At 70.7% G+C, this 24,101-nt stretch carries 1 protein-coding gene (running past one end of the window); it reads left to right on the forward strand.

All coding sequences use genetic code 11. From position 1 onward, the window contains the following. A protein-coding gene (locus J1M46_RS13335; protein WP_206448239.1) for a hypothetical protein crosses the window boundary here: on the forward strand, positions 1-24,092 show its 3' portion. It extends 12,586 nt beyond the left edge of the window; the window shows 24,092 of its 36,678 coding nt (coding positions 12,587-36,678); its start codon lies beyond the left edge, outside the window; its stop codon occupies positions 24,090-24,092. Positions 24,093-24,101: the final 9 nt, after the last annotated feature.

Here is a 24,101-nt window from a genome sequence, read left to right on the forward strand (position 1 = left end):
AGTCGTCGGCGACGGCCACCACCATCGTGCTGGCGAACGTCGGCCTGCGCATCGGCAGCGGCGGCACCGACATCCTCACGCTCACCGGTGGCGCCGGCTCGCTCGAGATCGGCGACGCAGGACTGGTGGGCGACCTCTCCGGCACGGTCGCGCTGACGGTGCCGGGCGTCACCGCCTCGGCGACCATGCGCATCCGGATCGACACCGCCGCATCGCTGCTCGCCATCGACGCGGACGACCTCGTGCTCGACATCGCCGGGCAGCGGCTGAGCGGCAACTTCGTCTTCCAGCAGTCGGGCATCGGCGCGGCGCGCGTCGTCACGGTCGCCGCGACCGGCGTCAGCCTCTTCCTCGGCGACCCGAAGGGAGCGGGCGACAGCGACGACGTGGGTCTGCGCCTGACCGGAGGCTCCGGCGCGCTGCTGCTCACCGCGTCCGGCATGGCCGTGAGCGTCGAGGGCACCATCAGGCTCGAAGGCTTGCCGGAGGACATCATCGTCTTCGACGACCTCACCGTCGCGCTGCAGATCAACACCATGCCGACCAAGGCGGAGCAGACCTTCACGGTCGGTGCCGGCACGTTCGTGCTCGACCTGCCCGAGGGCAGCTTCGTGAGGATGGAGCTGACGGCCGGTGCCACGGTGATGGGCCAGTCGATCTCGGGCACCTTCATGTTCGAGCAGGCCACCTCCGCCGGCGCAGACGGGCGGATGGGCACCACCGACGACGTGCGGGTGCTCAAGATCGCCGCGACCGGGGTCACAGTGTTCGTCGGCGAGGCCGGCGATCCGCTGACCGACGCCGACGACATCGGCCTGTCGATCACGGACGGCACGGCGCTCATCGTGCTCACCGCCGAGGGTATGGCTGCACGGATCTCGGCCACCGCCACCATCAAGCTGGGCTTCGACACGAACCCCTCGGCGACCGTGACCGTCGAGATCAGCGACCTGCGCCGCGGCACCGAGGGCGCCCTGACCGCGGTCGCCGTCGCGGAGCAGTTCCGCATCGGCGGCGAGACGGTCACGCTCACGCTGCCGGCCGGCCCATACCTGCGCGTCGCGGTCACCGACTTCGCGATCGAGATCGGCGGGCAGCGGCTCAGCACCGACCTCTCCTACGAGCGGATCACGACCGCAGGGGTGCAGACCCGCGGCACCGGCGACGACTCCGTCACCCAGCGCATCCGCTTCGACAACCTCTCGCTGCGCATCGGCTCCCCTGACCGCGACGTCGTCGTGGTGAGCGACGGCTCCGGCACCTTCGAGATCGTCGCTGCCGTGCCGGCCGTCGGCGCCACCCCTGCCAGCCCCGGCGGCATCGTCGGGCGCATCTCGGCCACGGTCGAGCTGCTGGTGCCGGGCGTGACGCTCTCCGGCACGCTCGAGGTGCGCTTCAACACGATGCCAACCGCACGGGAGGTCGACGGCGTCTCGATCGAGCCCGGCTTCGCCGTGGCAGGCATCGACGTCACCATCGAGGTGATGGGCCAGCGGCTCACGGGCAGCATCGGCTTCGCCAAGAACGCGACCACCGGCGACATCACCATCTCGCTGCGCGACGTGACGCTCGAGCTCGGCGACGGCACGCAGTGGTACGTGCGGCTCACTGTCGGCACCGGCGACATCATCGTGCAGCGCGATGGGCTGGTGGCGCAGCTGACTGTGACCCTGGAGCTGAACGAAGCCGTCATTCCGGCCGACAAGCTCTCGCTCACCGACGCCACCATCACCCTGGAGCTCAACACCACGACCACCGACGTGAGTCGCACGGTCACGCTCGCCGGCATCCCCACCCTGGTCGCGGTGCCGAAGCAGACCCTGCGCGTGCAGCTCGGCAGCCTGGGAGTGCCGGCCACGCTCACCCTGGTCGGGCAGCGCATCAGCGGCGTCGTGCTGATCGAGCAGCAGCGCACGGCGACCGGCGCATCGGTCATCAGGATCGCGCTCGCCGATGTCGGCATGTTCCTCGGCGACGACGGGGCGAACGACGTGGTCGAGGCCCACGGCGCCCCCCACATCGACGACGTCGGTTTGCGGCTCGTGGGCGGCTCCGGTGCGTTCATCATCTCGCCGACGGGCTTCGCGGGCGCGGTGACGGGCACGGTCAGCCCGGTCGGCCTACCGTTCACGTTCACCGCCACCCTCTCGCTGCAGCTCAACACCATGAAGGTCGCCGGGCAGGGCGTCGCGGTCACCGAGATCTTCCGGTTCTCGGGCGTCTCGGTCACGACGCAGCGCCAGGGCACGGCCACCGTCACCGAGCAGCAGGTCATCACCCGCAGCGACACCGACGCGGCATTCAGCCTCGCGATCGACGCGAACCTCGACGGGATCCTGCAGGCGAGCGAGATCAGCGCGGTGCTGGCCGCCACCGCGACGGCAGACGACGTGGCAGACGCCCTCAACGGGATCCTGGGCGACGGCGCCGTGGCGGTCACGGGTGGCGCCGGTGCGTTCGTGGTCGAATGGGCGACCGTCGGCAACCGGGCGGCGATCCAGCCGAACGTGCGCCTCCTGCAGCTGCCGAAGGGCCCCTACCTGCGGTTCTCCGCGACCGATGTCACGCTGACCATTGGCAGTACCGAGATCGTGGTCGAGGCGATCGTCTTCGAGCGCGTCGGCCCGCTCGGTGCGGAGATCACCCGCATCGTGGTGGACGGCGCGTCGGTGGCCGTCGGCGAAGGCGGCAGCGGGAGCCCCGGCATCGTCGACGCATCCGGCGTGTTCGTGATCTTCTCCGCGGGCGCGGACACCGATTCCTCGGCGACGATCACCACGACGACGGCCCTGGGCGGCGTCGCCGGCATGCTCACCGGCACCGTCGATGCGGAAGCAGGCAGCTTCGAGCTCGGCGCGAGCGTCGGCTTCGCCTTCAACACGACCGGCGTCGCCGTGCACCAGGTGGTCGAGGTCGGCGAGGGCCGTGACGACGTCGTGCTCGACCTCACCGCGGCGTCGTTCTCGGTCGTCGTGCAGAACCTCGACTTCAGCTTCGGCGACGTGCTCGAGATCAGGGCGGGCAGCTTCACGATCGGCAGCGACGGCAGCTTCTCGGGCAGTGGCCTCGAGATCTTCATCGGCTCCGGGCCGTCGATGCTGAACGGCGCGATCAACCCCGACGCCATGGGCCTGCTGATCCGCAACGCATCCATCGAGTTCATGAGCGCCCCGGCCGGCTCGACCGGCTGGGCGATGCGCGTCAAGGGCACGATCGGACTGCTGGGCCTCGACGGGCTCGGCATCTCGGGCAATGTCGCGTTCCAGGTCAACACCTCCGAGACGACCACGTTCAACCTGCCGGAGCTGCCGGGCGAGACGACCCCCTGGATCGACCCTGCACCGGGGGAGTTCTCCTTCACCGCGACCGACGTGGTGATCGATGCGGGCGAGGTCGTGCGGCTGACCGGCTCACTGCGCGTCTCCAAGAGCGCCGGCGGGGTGCTCGACCTCTCGCTCTGGAACGCGACGGTGCTCGTGCGCAGCGGCGACACCAACATCGCCAGTCTGTCGGGCTTCGCGACGTTCTCGATCGCCCCGGCCACCGGCTTCCAACTCGGCACCTTCAAGGTCACCGGCTTCCAGCTCGCACCGGAGGACGCTCCCGTGGCCGTGGGCGGCACGGCGCCGGAGCCCATCCTCACCGCAGACCTCGCCTCGCCGTTGCGCGGAGCGACGGTCACCGTGTCGCCGCAGTGGATCGACGTCGTCTACAGCTCGACGGGCGGCGCGATCGACACCGCCTCGATCATCGACCCAGGCGCCGAGTTCACGATCACCGTGCAGGGCGGCGGCACCCTGGCGCTCGCGGCCTCCCCGCCGACCCGCGTCGCGGGCGAGCTCAACACCTGGCGGTATCTGCTCACGGGGACCCTGACGGCGACCTCGATCGTCTCGATCCAGTTCACCGCCGGTGGGGTCAGGACGCTGGACGGCACCGTGCTGCTGCTCGGCGACACGGAGCGGTTCTACTACTTCAAGGCCGTCATCGGTCAGCCGACGCACGTGCAGCCGGGCCCGGTCGCGTCGCTCACGACGCCGAGCCTGAGCCAGGCGCAGCTCAATGCGCAGGGCTACATCGACATCACCTTCACCTCGGTGCCGAACCTCGACGGCGTCATCGCGCCGCTCGACACCGCCGCCCTCGAGGCCGCCGAGGTCGCTCCCTTCACGCTCAGCGGGCCGATCGCCGACGTGCTGATGGCCTCCGGCAGCACGCCGCGCCTGCGCGGCACGCCGTTGCGCATCTCGGGCGCCCCGGGCGGAACCGTCGCGACGTACCGGTTCTTCCTAAAGGACAAGAACCCGGCCAACGCGCTCGGCCTCTTCAGCAGCCCCGGCACCGTCTCGATCGCCATGGTGGACGGCGCTGTCCGCAGCGGTCCGGACGCGGCCATGGAGGCGCAGACCCTCACCCTCACTCTCACCGCCGGGACGATCGGCGAGAGCACCAGCGGCGGCCCGATGTCGATCGGCCCGCTGACGCTCCAGGGCCCCAACGTCGGCCTCGGCGGCTTCGGGTTCAAGGACGGCAAGGTGCTCGTCTCGGTGATCGTGGGCGTGCAGCGGGCCTCGCTCGACTTCGGCAGCACGGCCGCCGGCACCCCATCGGCGTCGCAGTCCAGCTCGGGCATCACGGTCGACCTGATCGGCGTCCAGGGCTCCTTCGAGCTCGCGGTCGACGTGTTCGGCCTCCTCGGCGGCGACGTCGACATCCGCCTCACCGGCAAGTGGAGCCTCCAGATCGCGTCGCTTGTGGCGGAGATCCCCGACGTCGTCCGCCTGACCGCCACCGGCATCCGCGTCACCGTCGACCCCGCTGCGACGCCCGACCAGGAACTCATGCGGATCAACTCCGCGAAGATCGAGTTCCCCCGCTTCGGCATCACCGGCTCGCTGCAGCCGTACAACCCCTCGCTCGGCTCGAACATCGCCGCGAACAACGACGATCCGATGACGGGTGTCATCCCGGGCTTGACGATCTTCGGCGACGGCTTCCGGCTCGGCACCGCCGAGTTGGCCTACGGGCTGGCCCCGACCGACCCGAACGCGCTCACCGCGACCGCGGCCGACAAGAAGATCACCTTCGGCGGCATCCTCGAGCTCGACGACATCCGCGTCGGGGTGTCCGGGCTCGAGGTGCGCTTCCCTGAGGGAGCAGCAGCGAAAGCCGCCTTCACCGGCTCCATCTACGTCGCCACCGGCGGGGCCAAGCTGTTCCCCGGCAGGCCCTACGGCGCGACCCTCAGCGACCGCACCACCGCCGACGACCGACGGCCCGACGGCACGATCGACACCGAGGCCTTCCGCGTCACGCTCGTCTTCGACCTCGGCAGGGTCAAGGCGTTGCAGCTCACCGTGGACACCCTCGAGATCAGGCTCGGCAGCTTCGTCACCATCACCGCGCGCGACTTCCGGCTCGACACGGGTGCGACCGGCACCCAAACCATGGTGCAGTTCCAGGCCGTCGGCGCGAAGGTCACGATCGGCTCGCTCGTGCTCGCCGGCGAGGCGCGCAACTTCGCGATCCTCGGCGACGGATCGTTCGACGCGCTCGACGGCTTCGGCGTCTTCCTCTCGATCGGCTCCGCGACCGGCGACTCGTTCAAGTGGCCCTCGTACCTGCCCGTGCGGATCGACGCCATCGGCATCCAGTGGGACGACATCGAGCAGCACCCCGAGGACTTCGTGCTCATCCTCTCGGCGAGCGTCACTGGCATCAAGGGGCTCGCGGGCCTGGAGATCAGCGGCGCAGTGCAGGGCATCCGCATCCAGCCCTCGCTGCTGCTCGAGGGCAAGTTCCCCATCATCGCCATCGACTCGATCGGCGTCACGGTGCGCGGCCAGATGTTCGGCGGCACCGTCGCCGCGGGCCTGGTCGGCGGCATCCTGAAGCTGAACGCCGCCAACGCCATCATCGGCACCTTCGACACCACGACGCCCGTCGCCCAGCGCATCTTCTACGCCGGGCTCTACGGTGAGATCTCGATCGCGGGCCTCGCGGGCTTCAGCATCAGGCTCGGACTCTCCGAGCTCGGCCCGCTGCAGGTCACCCTGGGCGTCAACGTGCCGGGCGGCATCCTGCTCGAGCCCTTCTCGGGCCTCACCATCAACGACTTCGTCGGCGGCGTGGAGTTCTTCAAGACGCTGCCCTCGATCGAGGATCCCTTCGCGCTCCGCAGCTCCGCCTTCCAGCTGCCCACCGTGCTGCCCGCCGACCAGTGGCTCACCCAGCTGCAGCAGCAGGTGGCGGCGCAGGCCGCGGCGATCGCCGCGAACCCCGGCATGAGCGGCTTCGAGGCCGCCTTCACCGCGCCCATGGTGATCACCGGCTCGGCGAAGATCTACTCGATCTACACCTCGCAGGCCGTCTTCAACGGCCAGGTGATCATCAAGATCTCCACCGACGGCAAGATCCTCATCTCCGGCAAGCTCAACTTCGCCGCCGACAACATCTCCATCAGCGGCCGCCTCTACGCTGACCTGTCGAGGGTCGCGACCGGTGACGTCGTCGTGCTCTTCCTCGCCGACATCCCCGACCAGGTGAGGCTGCTCACCATCTACGGCAAGCTCAAGATGGGCTTCCGCAACTCGACCGGCCAGGAGGTCGCGTTCGACGTGCCGGAGGGCCTCAACCCCGTCGGTACGGGCACCGCACCCACGATCGCGCTGGGCGGGCCGAGCTCGAACGGCGGCACGATCGACGTCGCGGTCGTGAACGGCGCGGTCGGCTCGACCAAGTACGTCGACGTGATCTTCACCGCGGCGCCGGGCGCGAGCCTCGCCCTGGCCCCCATCCTCGACGGCACGACGCGCCCGACGGTCGTCCGGGTCGGGGGCGGCACCCGCACCGTCGGTGCGGCGGTCGCGCTGGTGAGCGTGACGAGTGCCATCGGCATCGACTTCTACGCGCTCGAGTTCGACGGCGTGGGCGCGTACTACATGGTCGGAGCGACGCGTGTCGACGTGGTCAAGGTCGTCGACCTGCCCGACGGCGCCGACCTGCGGGAGACCGCGATCCGGATCGCGGGAGTGACGCGCTTCCGCTACGACATCGGCACGGCCGTCCTCGGCATGGGCCGCTGGGATGTCACCTTCGCCGCCGGCGCCATCCGCAACGCCGACCTGGTGACCGCCTCCGGCACCACGCCCGGTGCGGACAGCGCACAGACGACCCTCTCCTTCACCGTGGTCGGCAGCACCGCGGTCATCGTCGATCCGACCCCCGGCGCATCCGTCGACGTCAACGTCATCAACGGCCGCGGCTGGATCGACGTCATCTACACGAAGCCCACGCGCTTCACCCTCCACGCGCCGTCGATCACCGACCTGGCGCCCGAGTTCCAGCTCGCCGGCCCGGGCCTCGGCAGCGTGCAGCTCGACGGCACGCGCGCGCCGGTGCAGGTAGGCAGCACCACGACCACGAGCACCTTCCGCTACTGGCTGACCGGGCGCTTCGCGCCCGCAAGCGACGTCACGCTCTCCTTCATCCCGGGCAGCTGGTCGTACGCGTTCGTCCTGAACGGTCCAGTGACCGTCACCGACGCGCCCGAGCAGACCGGCCTGGGCGACGTGGCCATCCAGCTCCCCTCCGGCGGCAGCGGCGCCATCCCGGCCGGCTTCGAGATCGACCCCGCCTCGGTCCTCGGCGGACTCGCGGGCCTCACGTTCGGCGGCGCCGGCTGGGTGATCGCGATCGACGCGACCGCGAGCGTCTCGGCGACCGGCACCCCAGGCGAGTTCCGCATCCCGGTGCTCGTCACGACGATCGGCAGCGACCCACTCACCGCGACCCTCGCCAGCACCGTGGTCGGCTACCGCGGCGCCGTCACCGGGGGCACGCAGGCCGGCGAGACACTCACCGTGACACCCACCGCGTACATCGACGTCGACTTCACCATCCCGACCACGGCAGGCGTCACGCTCGACCTCGCCTCGATCCTCGACCTCGCCGCCGAGTTCGAGCTCTCGGGGCTCGGCATCGGCAGCATCGTGCTCGACGCCACGCGCGCCCCGCTGCAACTCTCGGGTGCACCCGCCGACAAGCTGCGCTTCCGGTACTGGCTGAGCGGCCAGTACGAGGCCGGCTACAACGTCACGCTCACCCCGATCGCGGGCAGCTGGCGCGCCCTGCAGGCGACGGGGGCGCTGACCGCCTCGATCTCCGGGGTCACCGACACCCTCCGCTCGGCGACCTTCGCGATGCTACTCCCGGCCGCGCCCACGGGCTTCACGATCGATGTCGAGCGGATGCGATCGGCCGAGTTCCTGGCGTCCCTCACGTTCACGGCCAGCGCCGCCGGCTGGCGCGTGCTCGTCGACACGAGCCGCGCGATCACGCAGGGCGCTACGGCCCGGGACTGGGTTGTGCCGATCATCATCCTGCGGGAGGCCCTCGCGACGACGCCGACCGCCGCCACCATCACGCTCGCGAGCGCCCTCATGCCGCTACTCGAGGTCGCGGGCGTCGACCGCCTGGTCGCAGACGGGGGCAACGCCTTCACCGCCCCGGCGCGCACCTTCCTCGACCTCGCCTTCACCGCCCCGACCGGGCTCTCGTTCGTCCCCTCCTCCTTCACGAGCGGCGTCATCACGCTCGAGATCACGCGCGGGGGGCAGACGGTCTCGATCACGGTCGACGGCGCCGCGGTGCTGCGGGTGGAGGGCGACACCGTCTGGCTGCGGTTCACGCTCAGCGCCCCGATCCTGGTCGGCGACGTGGTCGAGGTGACGGCAGCCGGCGGCTGGAACTACGCAGGCCACAGCGGTGCGCAGCCTGACGCCGGCACGCAGCCGGGCACTCCCGTCGACGTCGCCTTCCCGTCCGCGCCGGCCGACCGGACGATGTCGACCCTCGACGTCACGATCCTGTCGCAGTCGGGCCTCGACCTCAGCGGCCTCTCCGACGAGGCCGTGCGAGCGCTGTTCTCGCTCTCCGGCCCGGGCGCCGCGGGCGTCCTGGTCATCGGAGCCACCAAGGTCGGCGCCCTCACCTGGCGCCTGCTGCTCGACGGCACCTTCCAACCGGGCCGCGTCGACGTCGTGCTCAAGCTCGATGTGCTCAACTCCGGCGATGCGCGCGGACCTCCGACCGGCGCGACGCTCATCCAGTCCTTCCAGGTCGTGGGCGCGAACGCCGACGTCGTGCACACGGCGGGCGACGGCACCGTCACCACGATCGGCGGCACCACCATCGGCCGCGAGGTCGTGAACGGCCCGCGCTACCTCGAGATCCGCTTCCGCGGCTCCGACGGCTTCGGCATCGACCACAGCACCATCGACGGCGACGAGCTCGAGCTGCGTGACGCAGCCGGCAACCGCATCGCCCTCGGCGCCCCCGTGCGAGTCGGCACGAGCGACATCTACCGCTACTCCTTCAGCGCAGCGCTCACCGCAGGCATCTACACGGTCACGATCCTCGCCGGCCGCTTCGCCGACCTGGGCGGCCGACTCAGCTCGACCGAGACCGAGACCCTCAGGCTCACCGCGCCCAGCGCATCCGTCGCAGACCCGACGCCCGGCTCGGTGCTCGAGGTGCCCACGCTCGACGGGCGCGGCTGGGTCGACATCACCTTCAGCGGGTTCGGCGGCCAGGACGTCGACCGGGCCTCGATCGTCGACGCGGATGCGGAGATCGCGATCACTGCGGACGGCGTCGAGCTCGTCGTGGTCGCCGGGCTCTGGATCGGCGGCGACACCTACCGCTACTTCTTCACCGGGCACCTCGCGGGCAGCCTCAGCATCGCGTTCGCCGACGGCAGCTGGCAGAACGAGGCGGGCGTGGCATGGACCGCAGCGTCGGCGCCTGCCGCGGCCGACGCCGAGACCGACCGCTCCTGGGGAACGATCGGCAAGCGCACCTGGGTCATGGTGCGCCTGACGCCGACTGCGAACGCGACGGTCGCCACGGACTCCCTCGGCGGTGACGACGTGACGCTCAGCGGCGGCGGCGTCACCTGGACGGTGGAGGGCCGCGTCGGCTTCAGGGCAGAGGACGCCGGTGGGGTCGCGTTCTACGGGATCACCCTCAGCGGCGCACTGCAGGCCGGCACGGTCACCCTCACCTTCGTCGAGGGCGCGTGGAGCGACTCGACCGGCACGACCGCCGCCGGCGGCAGCCAGACCTTCCGCACCATCGTGCTGGGCACGTCGTTCTTCATCGAGCTCTCGGGCGGCATCCTGCTGCAGGCCGCGGGCTTCACGGAGGAGCCGCTGCTGCACGCACGTGCCTCGGTGGTGCTCGAGATCGACGCCGCCCGCAAGCTCTTCACTCTCACGTTCGTCGGCCAGCTCTCGGTGATCGGCCTCGGCACGATCGGCGCCACCGCCGGCCGCTTCGTGCTGCAGGTGGGCGATGCTGCGACGAACCCGATGTACCCGGTGCCGCAGTTCTGGGGTGTCGCGTCGATCGAGATGAACTTCGAGAAGCTCGAGGAGTTCGGCATCTTCTTGAGCGGCTCCGCACAGTTGCGCATCAACCTCACCAACGAGGTCAAGCACGAGATGATCACGCTCCCGGGCGTGGGCCCGGGGGGCACCGACCTCACCGAGACCTTCGAGCTGCAGCCGTTCAGCCTCGGCTTCCAGATCGTCGGCCAGGCGATCATCGCGCCCGCGGGCACCGAGATCATGCGCGTGCAGGGCGGCCTGTATCTCAACATCTCGATGAACCCGCCGAACCCGTCGATGGACATCTTCCTCACCGGGCGCCTCTCGTTCGGCTCGGGCGACACACGGCTCGAGTTCGCCTCGGTCACCGGCCTGCTGATGATCTCGACCGTCCGAGACGATGAGACCGGCGAGATCCCCGGCGTCGCCGGCATGATCCGCGTCTCGGGCGGCGTCGATCTCGGCCTGCCCGACGTCGGCGACCTGCTGCAGATCAGCGGCACCGTCAACGTGATCTTCAACACCACGCTCGCCGAGCAGAGGTTCGTCGCCCCGAACGCCTTCCTGCCGCTGCTGCTCGAGGGTCAGTCGGCGGAGTTCGTGGTGCCGGCGGGCGCTCCAGCGTTCAACGGCCAGCCGATCCCGGGCGCCGTGCCCGCGGTCTACGTGGTCGCGAGCATCGACGCGCAATTGACGATCGGCGGAGTCTTCACGCTCTCGGGCTTCATCGCCATCACCGCGGGCGTTGGCACCGACGACATCGCCTTCTTCAAGCTCGACGGCTTCGTCAGCACCACCATCAAGGGCCTCGGCTCGCTGTACGGCGCGATCAACCTGACGATCCTCGCCGGTGCCGAGACCGGCATCCTGGGCCGCGTGCAGCTCGAGCTGGGCGTGCAGGGCATCCCTGGGCTGCGGCTCGAGGGCGGCTTCCTGCTCGAGATCAATACCTTCAGCACCACCCGCTCGATCAGCACCTTCGTCACCACCAAGGAGCAGGTCAACGGGCGCCAGGTCTTCGCCGGCTTCGCCCGTGATGCCGGCGGCGACCTACTGGTCGGTGAGGAGACGCTCGGCGTCGTCGCCGGCTTCCGGCTCGAGATGAACGGCACACTCGAGGTGATGGACGTGCTGCTCATCGACGGACACCTCGTCCTGACGGTCAGTGCCAGCGAATTGACGCTGCTCGTCAACGGCACGGCGGAGCTCGCGCTGTTCGGCTCCATCAGGATCGTCGACTCGGGCTTCTCGATCACCAGCGCCGGCATGGTGGCCAGGCTCGACGTGCAGCTCGACGCCGGCTTCGGCGGCGACATCGGCATCGGCTTCTCGGTCTCCGCCCTGCTCGAGCTCAACACCACCGGCACCGTGAAGACGCTCGGCAGCACCGCGGTGCAGCCCGGCTTCCTGCTGCGGCTCGAGGGCACGATCAACTTCCTCGGCTTCATCAGCGGGAGCGGCTTCGCCGAGATCCGCATCGGGGCCGCCGGGTTCGAGATGGCGTTCGGCGTCGACTTCGATATCGCGGGCCTGAAGTTCCGCGCCGCCGGGCGGGCGGGCGTCTACAGCGACGGCTTCGCGATGGAGGTCTCCGTCAGCGTCTCGGCCGACGCCTTCATCTTCAGCCTGAGCGCGAGCGGCCTGTTGCGCATCAACACCACCGGCCAGGTCAGGAACGGCATCGAGACCGGCTTCAAGCTGCAGATCGAGGGCACGGTCACGCTGCTGGGCATCTTCAGCTTCGATGCCGGTCTCACCATCGAGTTCGGCAGGGCGAACCCCGACGACGGCAACCCGAACACGACGATCGACGATCCCAAGGACGGCGCCTGGTACCTCAAGGCCAACGCCGATCTGTCGTTCTTCGGCTTCGACCTCTCGGGCTCGATCTTCCTGAACTCCGACGGCAACTTCCAGCTGCTGCTGAAGGGCGGCATGGAGTTCCGGGCCGGACCGATCGGGGTGCGCGGCAGCTTCAGCCTCGAGGTGTCGTTCCTGACGCACGACGACAACGGCATCATCTACTACACGCTGTTCATCGGCGGCTCCGCCCGCGTCGAGGTGTTCTTCGACTTCGGGCTGTTCGAGATCAGTTTCGGCGTGGGCCTCGAGATGTCGGTCTCCGCCGACTCCCGCAACCAGGTCGACGGTTCGACCCCGCTGATCTTCCGCATCACCGTGCGCTTCAAGATCTTCGGCTCGTGGGAGTCGATCTCCGGCAGCTTCCGCATCGGCAGCGTCTCGTTCCCCGAGGTGCCGTACCTCGCCGGCAACAACGTGACGCTGCCCGACCCGGGCCGCAGCCTGCGCGAGTGGCGACCCGAGAACACCGAGCTCACGCTGAACGTCGGCGACGCGGCGCACCGCACCGCACGGGGCGTCAGCACGTCGACCACCGACGAGACGATCTTCGTCGAGCAGATCGGCGCGCTCGACGATGACGGCCGGGCGACCCTCCGCATCAGCGGCTTCGGGCACACGCGCACCTACGCGCACGTCGAGAAGCTGCGGGCCTACTTCGACGGCGGCGCCGACCGCATCGTCATCGACCCGAGCGTGCAGATCCCGGTCGAGATCTACGGCGAGGCCGGCGACGACACCATCGAGATGCACGGCTCGGGCACCGGCATCGTGCTCGACGGCGGCAGCGAGCGCGACACGATCACCGTCACGGGCTCCGCGACCGGCACCGTGCACGGCGGCACCGGCGACGACGTCCTCCGCCACACCGGCACCGGCGCGCTGAGCATGCACGGCGGCGACGACAACGATCAGCTCTTCGGCAGCCACGTCGGCGACCGGCTCTTCGGCGACGACGGCGACGACCTGCTCTCGGGGATCGCCGCGAAGTACGACGGCGGCGCGCACGACGACACCATCATCGCGATCTCGATGTTCTCGTCGACGGAGGCCATCGTCGTCGACGGCGGCACCGGCACCGACACGCTGTCGATCGCGCTCACCGGCGGCGACGACGTCCTCGCGGTGACGAACCCGTCGACCGGCATCCTCGAGTACCGGCTCGGCGGCGACCTGGCGACCAGCGCGAGCATCGAGCACCTCATCATCGACGCCGGGGCAGGTGCCGACACGCTCACCCTCAGCGACATCACCGGCGCGGCCTCGGGCCTGACGCAGGTCGAGATCGAGCTCGGCACCGGCAGCGCCGATCGCGTGGGCGTCATCGGTGCGAGCGGCGCGGATGCGTTCCAGGTCGTCACCGACGCGGATCGCACCCGGGTGACGCGCAGCTCGGGCGCCGCCTACTCAGTGTGGATACGCGGCGGCGTGCGGGGCCAAGGCGACGCGCTCAGGATCGCGGGTGAGGCTGGTGGCGACACGATCGACGCCTCGGGCGTCACCCTCGACCAACTGACTCTGACGCTGGTCGGCGGCGATGGGAACGACCGGCTCACAGGCTCGCGCTTCGATGACGTGCTCGACCTGGGCGCCGGCGACGACACCGCCACCGGCGGCCTCGGCCGCGACACCTGGTACGACGACGGCGGCACCAACACGCTCATCGAGTCGTTCGAGACCGGCGACTTCGGCCTCTACGGCAACCTGTTTGTGGTCGGCGTGGCGATCGGGACCGACTGGGCCATCGGCTCCGTGCCCGAGGACCTCAAGGGCATGTTCGCGATCGCGCACCTCACCTCGACCGGCACCGGCTCGACCACCATCCTGGTGGGCGATGCCGACGGCCGCGTGTCGATCGCCGGCACGGCGACGCTCGAGGGCAGCAGCTGGGACGCGGACCCCTGGACGGGCACCGCGCACCTCGACACCGGTGCCGGCGACGACCTCGTGCGCATCGAGCTGACCCGCTCCACCGGCCTCGCGGTGCACCTGCGCGGCTCCGCCGGCAGCGACCGGCTCGAGGTGTGGGGCACGACCGCCCCCGACGACCTGATCGTGGACCGCCTCACCGACGACGACAGCTCGACCCACGCCAACCGCATCCGCCGTGTCGCCTTCACCGGCGCCACCATGGCACTGCTGGGCACGATCACGCACGACGGCACCGAACTGGTCACGATCCGCACGCTGACCGGCGCCGACCGGGTCGCCGTGCGCGCGATTGCCGTCGAGCACCGCATCCTCACCGGCGAGCACACCGACCGCATCGCGGTGGGCTCGCAGGCCGCCGGGGCAGACACCTCGCAGTCCGACTGGACGAACACCGGCGGCACCGTCGACGCGATCCAGGCGCTGCTCGTGCTCGACGGCGGCAACGGGCCGGGCGCCATCACGGGCAACGACCTGCTCGCCGTCGACGACACCGGCGACGCCGACGCGAACACCGGCGAGCTGACCGTGACGACGATCACCGGCCTCGACATGGTCGGTGGCGGCATCCGCTACACGACCTTCGAGCGGCTGACGATCGACCTCGGCTTCGGCGGTGACACCTTCACGGTGCACTCGACCCACTCGGGCACGACCGCACTGACGGCCAACGACGGCACCGACCTCGTCATCATCCGCACGATCGACGGCGCCACCCGCGTCGACACCGGCGCGCAGGATGACACGGTGCGGATCTCGTCGACCGTCACGGGCGTCGGCGGCGTGCTCACGGGCATCCGCGCGCCCCTCACGCTCACCGGCGGCAGCGGTGTCGACCGGCTCTTCCTCGACGACGCCGCGACCCTGCTGGACCGCATCGGCGTCGTCACCGGCACCACGATCGCGGGCCTCGGCATGACCGCAGGCTCCCCTCGGCCGAGCCTCGTCCAGGTCGTCACGGTGCATGGCGCGGTCGACGGCCGCTTCGTGCTGACGGTCGCAGGCTTCGGCGCCACCGGGCAGCTCGCCTTCGACGCCTCCGCGGCGCGCGTGCAGGCAGCCCTCGAGGCGCTCGTCGGTATCGGCAACGTCGTGGTGACAAAGGCGGGCGGCCGCTGGACCATCGCCTGGGCGGGCGCGCTGGCAGGCGCCCTCGGCGCCTCGCACACCATCGCCGTCAGCAGCGTCGCAGCCTTCCCGCTCGTCGGCGCTGGCCTCGCCGTCGGGGTGCTGCGGATGACCAACGGGCTCGTCGACTACCTGCTGTTCGAGGCGCTCGACCTGACGCTCGGTTCCGGCTCCGACGTGCTGAACATCGACAGCACCCACACCGGCACGACGACGGTGCACGCCGCCGACGGTGACGACCGGGTGCAGATCGAGTCGCTCGCGGGCACCACCGCCGTCGAGGGGGAGGCGGGCGACGACTGGCTGCTCGTCAACCCCGTGCCGGGCCAGGTGGGCGTCAACGCGATGGACGGCCAGTTGCTCACGCTCGACGGCGGCGCCGACTCTGACACCTTCATGATCGAGCTCTTCGGCGCCGGTAGCAGCCGCATCAACACCGTCGACACGGCTGACGGCGGCACCAACGTGCTGGTCGTGAACGGCTCGGCGCTCGACGACACCTTCCTCTTCCGCAGCAACCCGAGCCGCGCCCTGATCGCGCTGCTCTCGCAGGCGGGCGCCGTCGAGGGGCAGTTCGCCGCGGTCGAGCAGGTCACCTACGGCCAGGAGATGACCGGCGGCGTGGTCGTCAACGGCGGCGCGGGCGACGACATGTTCGCGTTCGACGACACCGCCTCGGTGCTGACCGTGACCGGAGGCTCCGGCAACGATCACTTCCGCTTCGGTCAGCTCTACACCGCCTACGACGCTGACGACGAGTTCCCCGCCGCCGACTTCTTCAACTCCTCCCGAGGTCAGCTGACCAAGGGCGTCTCCGAGACCGCGCACGTCTACGGCGGCTCTGGCGACGACGTGTTCGAGGTGTTCCGCAACTTCGCGACCCTCAACCTCTACGGCGACTCCGGCGACGACACCTTCGTGATCCGCTCCTTTGTCGGCCAGTCCGAGGTCACCGCCGTCGACGCGGGCGAGGGCCGCAACTTCATCGAGTACGCGTCGAACGCCCCGGTCAACATCGACGGCGGCTCAGGCTACGACCTGGTCGTGATCATCGGCACCGAGCTGCGCGACGTCTTCGTGATCACCGCGAACGGCGTCTACGGGGCCGGCCGCGTCATCCGCTACACGAACGTCGAGCAGGTCGCGATCTACGGCATGGCCGGCGACGATGTCTTCCACGTGCTCTCGACGAACCCGGCGATCGAGCTGTCGATCTACGGCGGTCTCGGCTCCGACCGGGTCGAGGTCGGCAGCGCAGCGCCAGCGGTGCAGGCCGACGACCTGCTCGGCCACACCGGCCTCGTGCGGCACTCGGTCGAGAGCACGATCGGCAACAGCGCGTGGGCGCTCCTGCCGGTCGATGGCATCGCCACCGAGATCTTGGACAACGACGAGCCGACCGTCGTGGTCGCGCCGGTGGGCGGCTCGCTCGTGCTCACCGAGGGCGACGAGGGTGCCGTCACGGTGCGGCTCACGCTCGCGCCCACGACGCAGGTGCTCGTCACGCTCGTCGGCCCCGCAGTCGACCCCACCTCCGGCAGCCGCTCCCGCATGATCGAGTTCTTCGACGCGGTGACGGGGCTCTGGAAGACCTCGGTGACCCTCGTCTTCGCCGCCGGCAGCACCGACCAGCAGCAGGTGCGCGTGCGCGCCGTCGACGACATCGCCGCCGAGGGCGCCTGGTTCGCGCCCATCGACGCCATCGTCGCGCAGGGCGACCCCGAAGACGCCATTGCCGACGAGTACGCGGGTGCGCGCGTCGCCACCACCTTCGTGCGCGTGCTCGACGACGAGGCACCTGAGCTGCCGGTGGTCGTGCCCGACGGCGGCGTCGAGGTCATCGAGCCCGCGGGCGGCACGGGCGGCACGATCGCCACCTACGAGGTGCGCATCGCGGCGGCGCCGTCCGGACCCGTGACGGTGCTCGTGACCGCCCCGTCCGGCCTGCAGATCTCGACCGACGCCGGCCCGTGGCTGACCGAGCTGCTGCTCACCTTCACCGCCGTCGGCGCGAAGCTGGTGCGGGTGCGCGCGATCGACGACAGCGTCGTCGAGGGCCAGCACGTGCAGCTGCTCACCGCGGTCGTCGTCACCAGCGACGCCTTCGCCGGCGTCATCACCGGCGCCGGCGGCCTGGCGAACTCCTTCCTCGTCGCCGGCCTCGCCGCACCCGCGGGCGTCCTGAAGGGCCGGATGATCCGCATCACCAGCGGTGCCGGCGCCGGTCAGCTGTTCCGCATCTGGAACAACGTCGGCGAGGAGATCGAGATCGAGGGCGACTGGGACGTCGCGCCCGCGGCCGGCGATGCCTTCATCATCAGCGGCTACGCGGCCCCCGCGGTCGCGGACGCGATCGTCGGCATCGTGAGCGCGATCTCCGCCGACCGCCGCACCGTCACGCTCAGCGGCATCGCACCGATGCTCGTCGACCAGCTGGCCGGAGCGCTCCTGCGGGTGGTCGACGCGCGCGGCACCGCCGCATACCGCACGATCGCCTCGAACACCGCCTTCACCATCACCGTCGTCGAGGCCTGGGGCTCCGACGCGATCACCGTCGGCGTCACGCAGCTCTACGTCGCCGAGATCCCCGGGATCGTCGTCGAGCGAGTCAGCGTGCTCGTGCACGACGGCGACACCCCCGGCGTCGTCATCACGCCGGTCGGCGGCGACTTCCGGCTGGTCGAGGGTGCGGTCGACGGCCAGTTCGGCGCCGAGGGCAGCTACACGGTGCGCCTGACCATGGCACCCGGGGCCGGTGAGACGGTGACGGTGCGCATCGACGCCATCCGCTCCTTCACCCTCGACATGAACGGCCCCGACTGCGGCCTGCCGAACGGCTGCCACGAGGCGCAGGTCGAGCTCTGGAACGGCAGCGCCTGGGTGCAGCAGCTCACGCTCGCGTTCACCGCTGCCAACTGGATGACCCCGCGCACCATCCGCGTGCGCGCCATCGACGACAGCCGCATCGACGGTGGCGACGTGCAGGAGTTCGCCGACGCCGCCCGCCGCCTGCACCTGATCCAGGGCCCGCTGTTCGTCTCCGGCGGCGACGACCCCAACCCGCCGGTCGCCCTCGAGATCGACGACTTCCTGCCGATCGTGCTGCCGGGCGAATCCTCCGGCCACCCGCTGCCCGTCACCGCCAGCACCGCGCAGGCGATCGAGTCGGCGCAGGTCGACGTGCTGGTCGTGCACGACGAGGACAGCCCGGCCAACAGCAGCGGCGTCGTGACGCGCGACCGCATCACCGGCTTCGGCATGGCCGGCGACACCGCCATCGCGGGCCGCCCGGTGCTCGGCGGCATCCGCTACGCCGACTTCGAGGACCTCACGCTGCTGCTGGGCTACGGCGACAACACGGTCACGGTCGAGAGCACCCACGCCGGCACCACCACCGTGCACGCCGGCCCCGGCGACGACACCCTCACCATCCGCACGATCGACGGCCACACGCGCCTCATCGGTGGCCCGACCAGCAGCAGCGCAGCCCTGTATGGGCGCACCGACGACGACGTCTTCCACGTCGGCACCGCATCCGGCCTGCTCGACCTCCTCGCCGCGCTGCTGGTGCTCGAGGGCGGCATCGGCGACGACACCGCGAACCTGCACGACTTCGGCGACCTGAACGACAACCGCGGCGTGCTCACCCAAGACACCCTCACCGGTCTCGACATGCTGCCGCGCACCGGCCTCGACGAGCTCGGCCGACCGCTCGACCGGCTCTTCTCGGTCACACCCCGCGGTGCGACCTTCACGCTCATGCTGTCGCAGCTGCAGGGCGGCGTCGCCACCGGCATCGGCGCGATCACCTTCGCCGCAGGGGCCTCTGCCGAGACCGTGCGCCTGGCGCTGCAGGAGCTGCTGTTCGCGACCTCTGCGGGTGCCGACGCGGGCTTCTCGATGACCTGCGGCGTCGAGGACCGCACCCGCTGCGCTGACAGCGTGTACGTCTGGCAGGTCGGCGGCACCTACCTGATCGGCTTCCGCGGCGAGGTCAACGCCGATCCCGTCAACCCCGTCGCCATCCAGCTCGCGGCGCTCGGCGCGGCCGTCGGCGCCCCGGCCACCGATGCGCTGACGACCTCCGGCATCCGCTACCAGGGCCTCGAGACGCTCAACCTGGCGCTCGGCTCCGGCGACGACGTGCTCAACGTGCGCGGCACGCTGCCGGTCACGAACGTCTCCTTCGGCGACGGCGACGACCGCGTCTCCATCGCCTCGCTCGCCGACGTGCCGGTCGACGGTGAGCCCGAGTTCCTGGCCGGCGACCTCGACGCGATCGAGGGCACCCTCAACCTCGATCTCGGCAGCGGCCGGCACACGCTGCTGCTCAGCGACGAGGGGGCGGATGCGGGTGATGCGGATGCGCTCATCACCGACGTCAGGAGCGCGGCGCAGGCGCGCGACGCGGCGCTGGCGGCGAACGGCGAGATCTTCGTGCTGGGCCTGGCGCCCGCCGGCATCTCGTGGCGTGCGGCCGCCGACGGCACCTTCGCCGACGGCATCCGCATCTGGACCAGCGCCTTCGCCGACACGATCATGATCGACGGCACGCATGAGCGCGCCGGGGTGCGCACCACCACCTGGCTGAACACCGGGCTCGGCGACGACGACGTGACCGTCGCGCTCACCGCCGGCCAGGACGGCCACTTCGTGCTCAACACGCAGGGCCCCGCCGATCACGTGCTGGGCCTCGGCGCCGACCTGGATGACGGCGACGAGCCCGTGCGCGCCGACGCGGTCGTCAGCATCGTCGTCACCCGCGGCGGCACGAGCTTCACCCTGCCGGCCGTGCGGTGGACCGCCTCGACCGCGCTCGACATCGTCAGCCTGTTCGACTCGCTGCGGGTGGGCGACATGATCACCGTGACCATGGAGCTGAGCGACTGGAGCGTGCAGTCCGGCGGTGCCTTCGACCTGGGCTCGACCAGCGACCTGGTCGGCTACCGCGTGTGGGTGAACGGCCGCCTGCTCGGCGCGAGCGACATCACGCGCACCGGCTCGCTGCTCACCTTCGACGCTCCCGCGCAGCGCGACGGCTCGGCCGCGCACGTGCTGGTCGAGGTCACCCGCACCGCCACCCGCAGCTTCACGGTGCCGGTCTACGACGCGATTCTGCCGGCCGGCTTCAGCGACGACGACACCGTGCACGGCGAGGCGTCGACGCTGCCGCTGCTCATCTTCGGCGGCATCGGCGACGACGAGCTGAACGGCGGATCGGGGGCGGATGTCATCTTCGGCGACCGCGGCCTGGTGCAGTGGCTCGATGCGGCGGGCACCGTCGTCGCCCAGGCCGGCAACGGCGGCGTCGACGACTTCACCGACGGCGTCGTGCGACCGACGCGCCTGGTCACCAGCGTCGATACGCAGGTCGGCGGCGACGACATCGTGCGCGGCCTCGGCGGCGACGACGTGCTCATCGGCGGCCGCGGCGACGACCGCATCGACGGCGGCGCGCAGCGCGACCTGCTCTTCGGCGACAGCGTGCAGCTCGACCGCCGCTCCTCGCTCGGCGACCACCGCAACCCGCGGTTCCAGGTGCTCATCGGAGGGCAGATCTACAGCGTCGAGCTGCTGAGCGCCGGCCAGGCGCTCGTGACGCGAGCCTGGCAGCTCGACCCCGTCGGGCCGACCGCCTGGAGCGACTTCCGCATCACGCTGCTCGACCACACCGCGACGACCGCCGCGGGCCTCATCGGCGACGACGTCATCGCCGGCGGCGCGCACGACGACACGATCTTCGGCCAGCTGGGCGACGACACCATCCAGGGCGACGGCTCGATCGACGGCGCGACGGGCCTCGCCAGCGCGTTCCGCGATGCCGCGGGCAACCTGGTGGTGCGCCCCTCGGCCGAGCGCGCCGACGACGGCGACGACTACATCGAGGGCGGCGGCGGCAGCGATGTGGTCTTCGGCGGCCTCGGGCGCGACGACATCATCGGCGGCAGCTCCAACCTGTTCTCCCTCACCAGCCCGCAGCAGCGGCCCGACGGCGCCGACCTGCTCTTCGGCGGCGCCGGCACCCGCATCGACCGCAACGATGACACCGCCGGGCACGGCCGCGACGCCGACACGATCGTCGGCGACAACGGCAGCATCTTCCGCCTCGTCGGCACCGGTGGCGGCACCGGCGGCGCCTACCTGCGCTTCACCTACGACACCGAGAACGCCCCCGCGTCGCGCCTCGTGCCGCGCGCGGTCGAGCTGCTCGACTACACCCCGGGCGGGCCCGACTTCGATCCCGGCGCGCTCAGCGGCGACATCTACGGCGCCGACGAGATCCACGGCGAGAGCGGCGACGACACCGTCTACGCGGGTGCCGGCAACGACGTGGTCTTCGGCGACGCGGGCGATGACGACCTCATCGGCGGCTGGGGCCACGACTGGATCTCCGGCGGCACCGGCATCGACGGCATCCTGGGCGACGACGGCCGCATCTTCACCAGCCGCAACGGGCAGACCGAGCTGCTCAACGGCATCCGCACCCCCGACGTGCAGGTCGAGATCACCACGCCCGGGCGCGTGCAGATCGCGCTGCTGTTCCCGACCGGGCAGCTCACCAAGCGCGTCGACCTGACGCCCTTCGCTGTCAACGGCGACCCGTTCGACACCCTCTACGCCGCGCAGTGGGCGAGCGACGTGCTCTTCGGCGGCTGGGATGGCGACTTCATCCACGGCGGTGCCGGCGAGGATGCCATCTCGGGTGCCGAGGCGCTCGTGGTCGGCTACGGCGTCGGCGGCGTGCGCAGCGACTTCACGCGGCCGTTCAACGACGGCACGCTGCTGGGCTTCGACCCCGTGACCGGCATGTTCGAGCTGTACGACGAGTACGCGCCGATGCGCCGCATCACGGTCGGCGGCGGCGACTGGTTCCTGAACTTCGACCACTCCGAGGGCAGGCTCGTCGAGGGTGCGATCCGCAGCGACGGCGACGACGTGCTCTTCGGGGACCACGGCAACGACTGGCTGGTCGGCGGCACCGGGCGCGACACGCTCTGGGGCGGCTGGGGCAACGACCTCATGAACGCCGACGACGTGCTCACCACGAATGGTGGCGAGAACGATGCGCCCGACACGCACGCCTCCTACGAGGATCGCGCGGTGGGCGGTGCCGGGCTCGACGTGCTCATCGCCAACACCGGCGGCGACCGCCTGATCGACTGGGTCGGCGAGTTCAACAGCTACCTGGTGCCCTTCGCACCCTTCGGCCTCGGCACCGTCAGCCGGCAGGTGCCGCCGCGCCTGTACGAGTTCCTGTACCAGCTCTCGGCCGCACAGGGCGCTGACTTCACCATCGCCCAGCTCTCGGGCGCGATGTACGCCGACCGCAACGGCGAGCCGTTCGGCGAGGTCGGCCTGGTCACCCAGAAGGACGACTACTGGCAGGACCAGACCGGCGGTCCGCGCGACCCGCAGCCGGGCAACGTGCCCGGCGGCAAGCGCGACGTGCTGCGCTCCGCGTCGTTCAGCAACGGCAGCGCCGACGCATTCTTCGCCGACTCCGGTGTGTTCTCGGTCGTGAACGGCGAGCTCTCCGTCTCGGCAGCATCGCTCGCTGGCGATGCGGTCGCGGTCTACTACGTCGACGCCTACCTGCCGATCTACTACGAGATCCAGGCGAACCTGCGCTTCGAGAAGCCGACCGGCGGCTGGGGCGCGAACGCCTACGTGATCTTCGACTACTTCGGCCCCGACGACTTCAAGTTCGCCGGCGTCGACCAGTCGACCAACAAGCTCGTGATGGGCCGCCGCACCGCCGCCGGATGGGTGGTGGATGTGCAGACCCAGGTGCAGGGGAGCGTGCGGCACAGCACGTGGTACGACATGCTCGTCGCCGTCAACGGCACGACCGTCACCGTGCAGCTCGACGGCAGGTTCGCCTTCATCCACACCTTCGCGCCCCGCGTCATCGACGGCGTCGACCATGGCTTGAACAAGGGCATGGTGGGCGTGGGCTCGAACCGCTCGCGCGGGCAGTTCGACAACATCTCGGTGCGCGTGCTGCCGCCGACCATCACCCTCGACGTGAGCGAGGAGTTCGATGCCGGGGCCGGCATCGTCGGAGGGTCAGGCGGCGCCTGGACGACGGAGTCCGGAACGCTGCGCGGCGAGGCAGCGGGCGCAGGCCCCGCTATCGCCACTGCGGATGTCGGCAGCGCGATCAACCCCAACGCATTCCTCGAGCTGACCGCGACGCTCACGCTGCTCCCCGGCGCGATCGCCGGCGTGGTCTACGACCTCTACGACGCCGGCACCTTCAAGTTCATCCTGCTCGACCTGGTCGGGCAGGCGGTGGTGTTCGGGCACATGCGCGGCGGCCAGCTGGTCATCGACCAGCGCGTGAGCCGGGTGCTGAGCGCCGGAGCGGCCTACACGATCCTCGTGACGCTCAAGGGCGCCTCCGTCTCCGTCGTGCTGAACGGCTTCTTCGTCGCCTCGCGCGCCTACAACGCGGCACTCGCCGACGGCCGGTTCGGCCTGCTCGTCACTGCGGGCAGTGCGAGCTTCGACACCCTGCGAGTGCGCACCGACGGCACCGACCCGGCGACGCCGCTGCTCGCGGCTCCTCCGCCCGCCCCCGCGCCCGAGCCCGAACCGGCGCCGGAGCCTGCGCCCGCGCCGGAACCCGCGCCTGTGCCCGCGCCTGAACCCGCGCCGGTGCCCGCGCCGGTGCCCGCGCCGGTGCCCGAGCCGGTCATCGAGCCTGAGCCCGTGGTCGAGCCCGCGCCGGTCGTGGAGCCGGAGCCCGAGCCCTGGGTGCCGCCGGGCAAGCGCAAGAATCGCTAGCGCCGCTCG

Origin of the sequence: Agrococcus sp. KRD186 (genome assembly GCF_017168255.1) — a bacterium.
Taxonomy (GTDB): domain Bacteria; phylum Actinomycetota; class Actinomycetes; order Actinomycetales; family Microbacteriaceae; genus Agrococcus.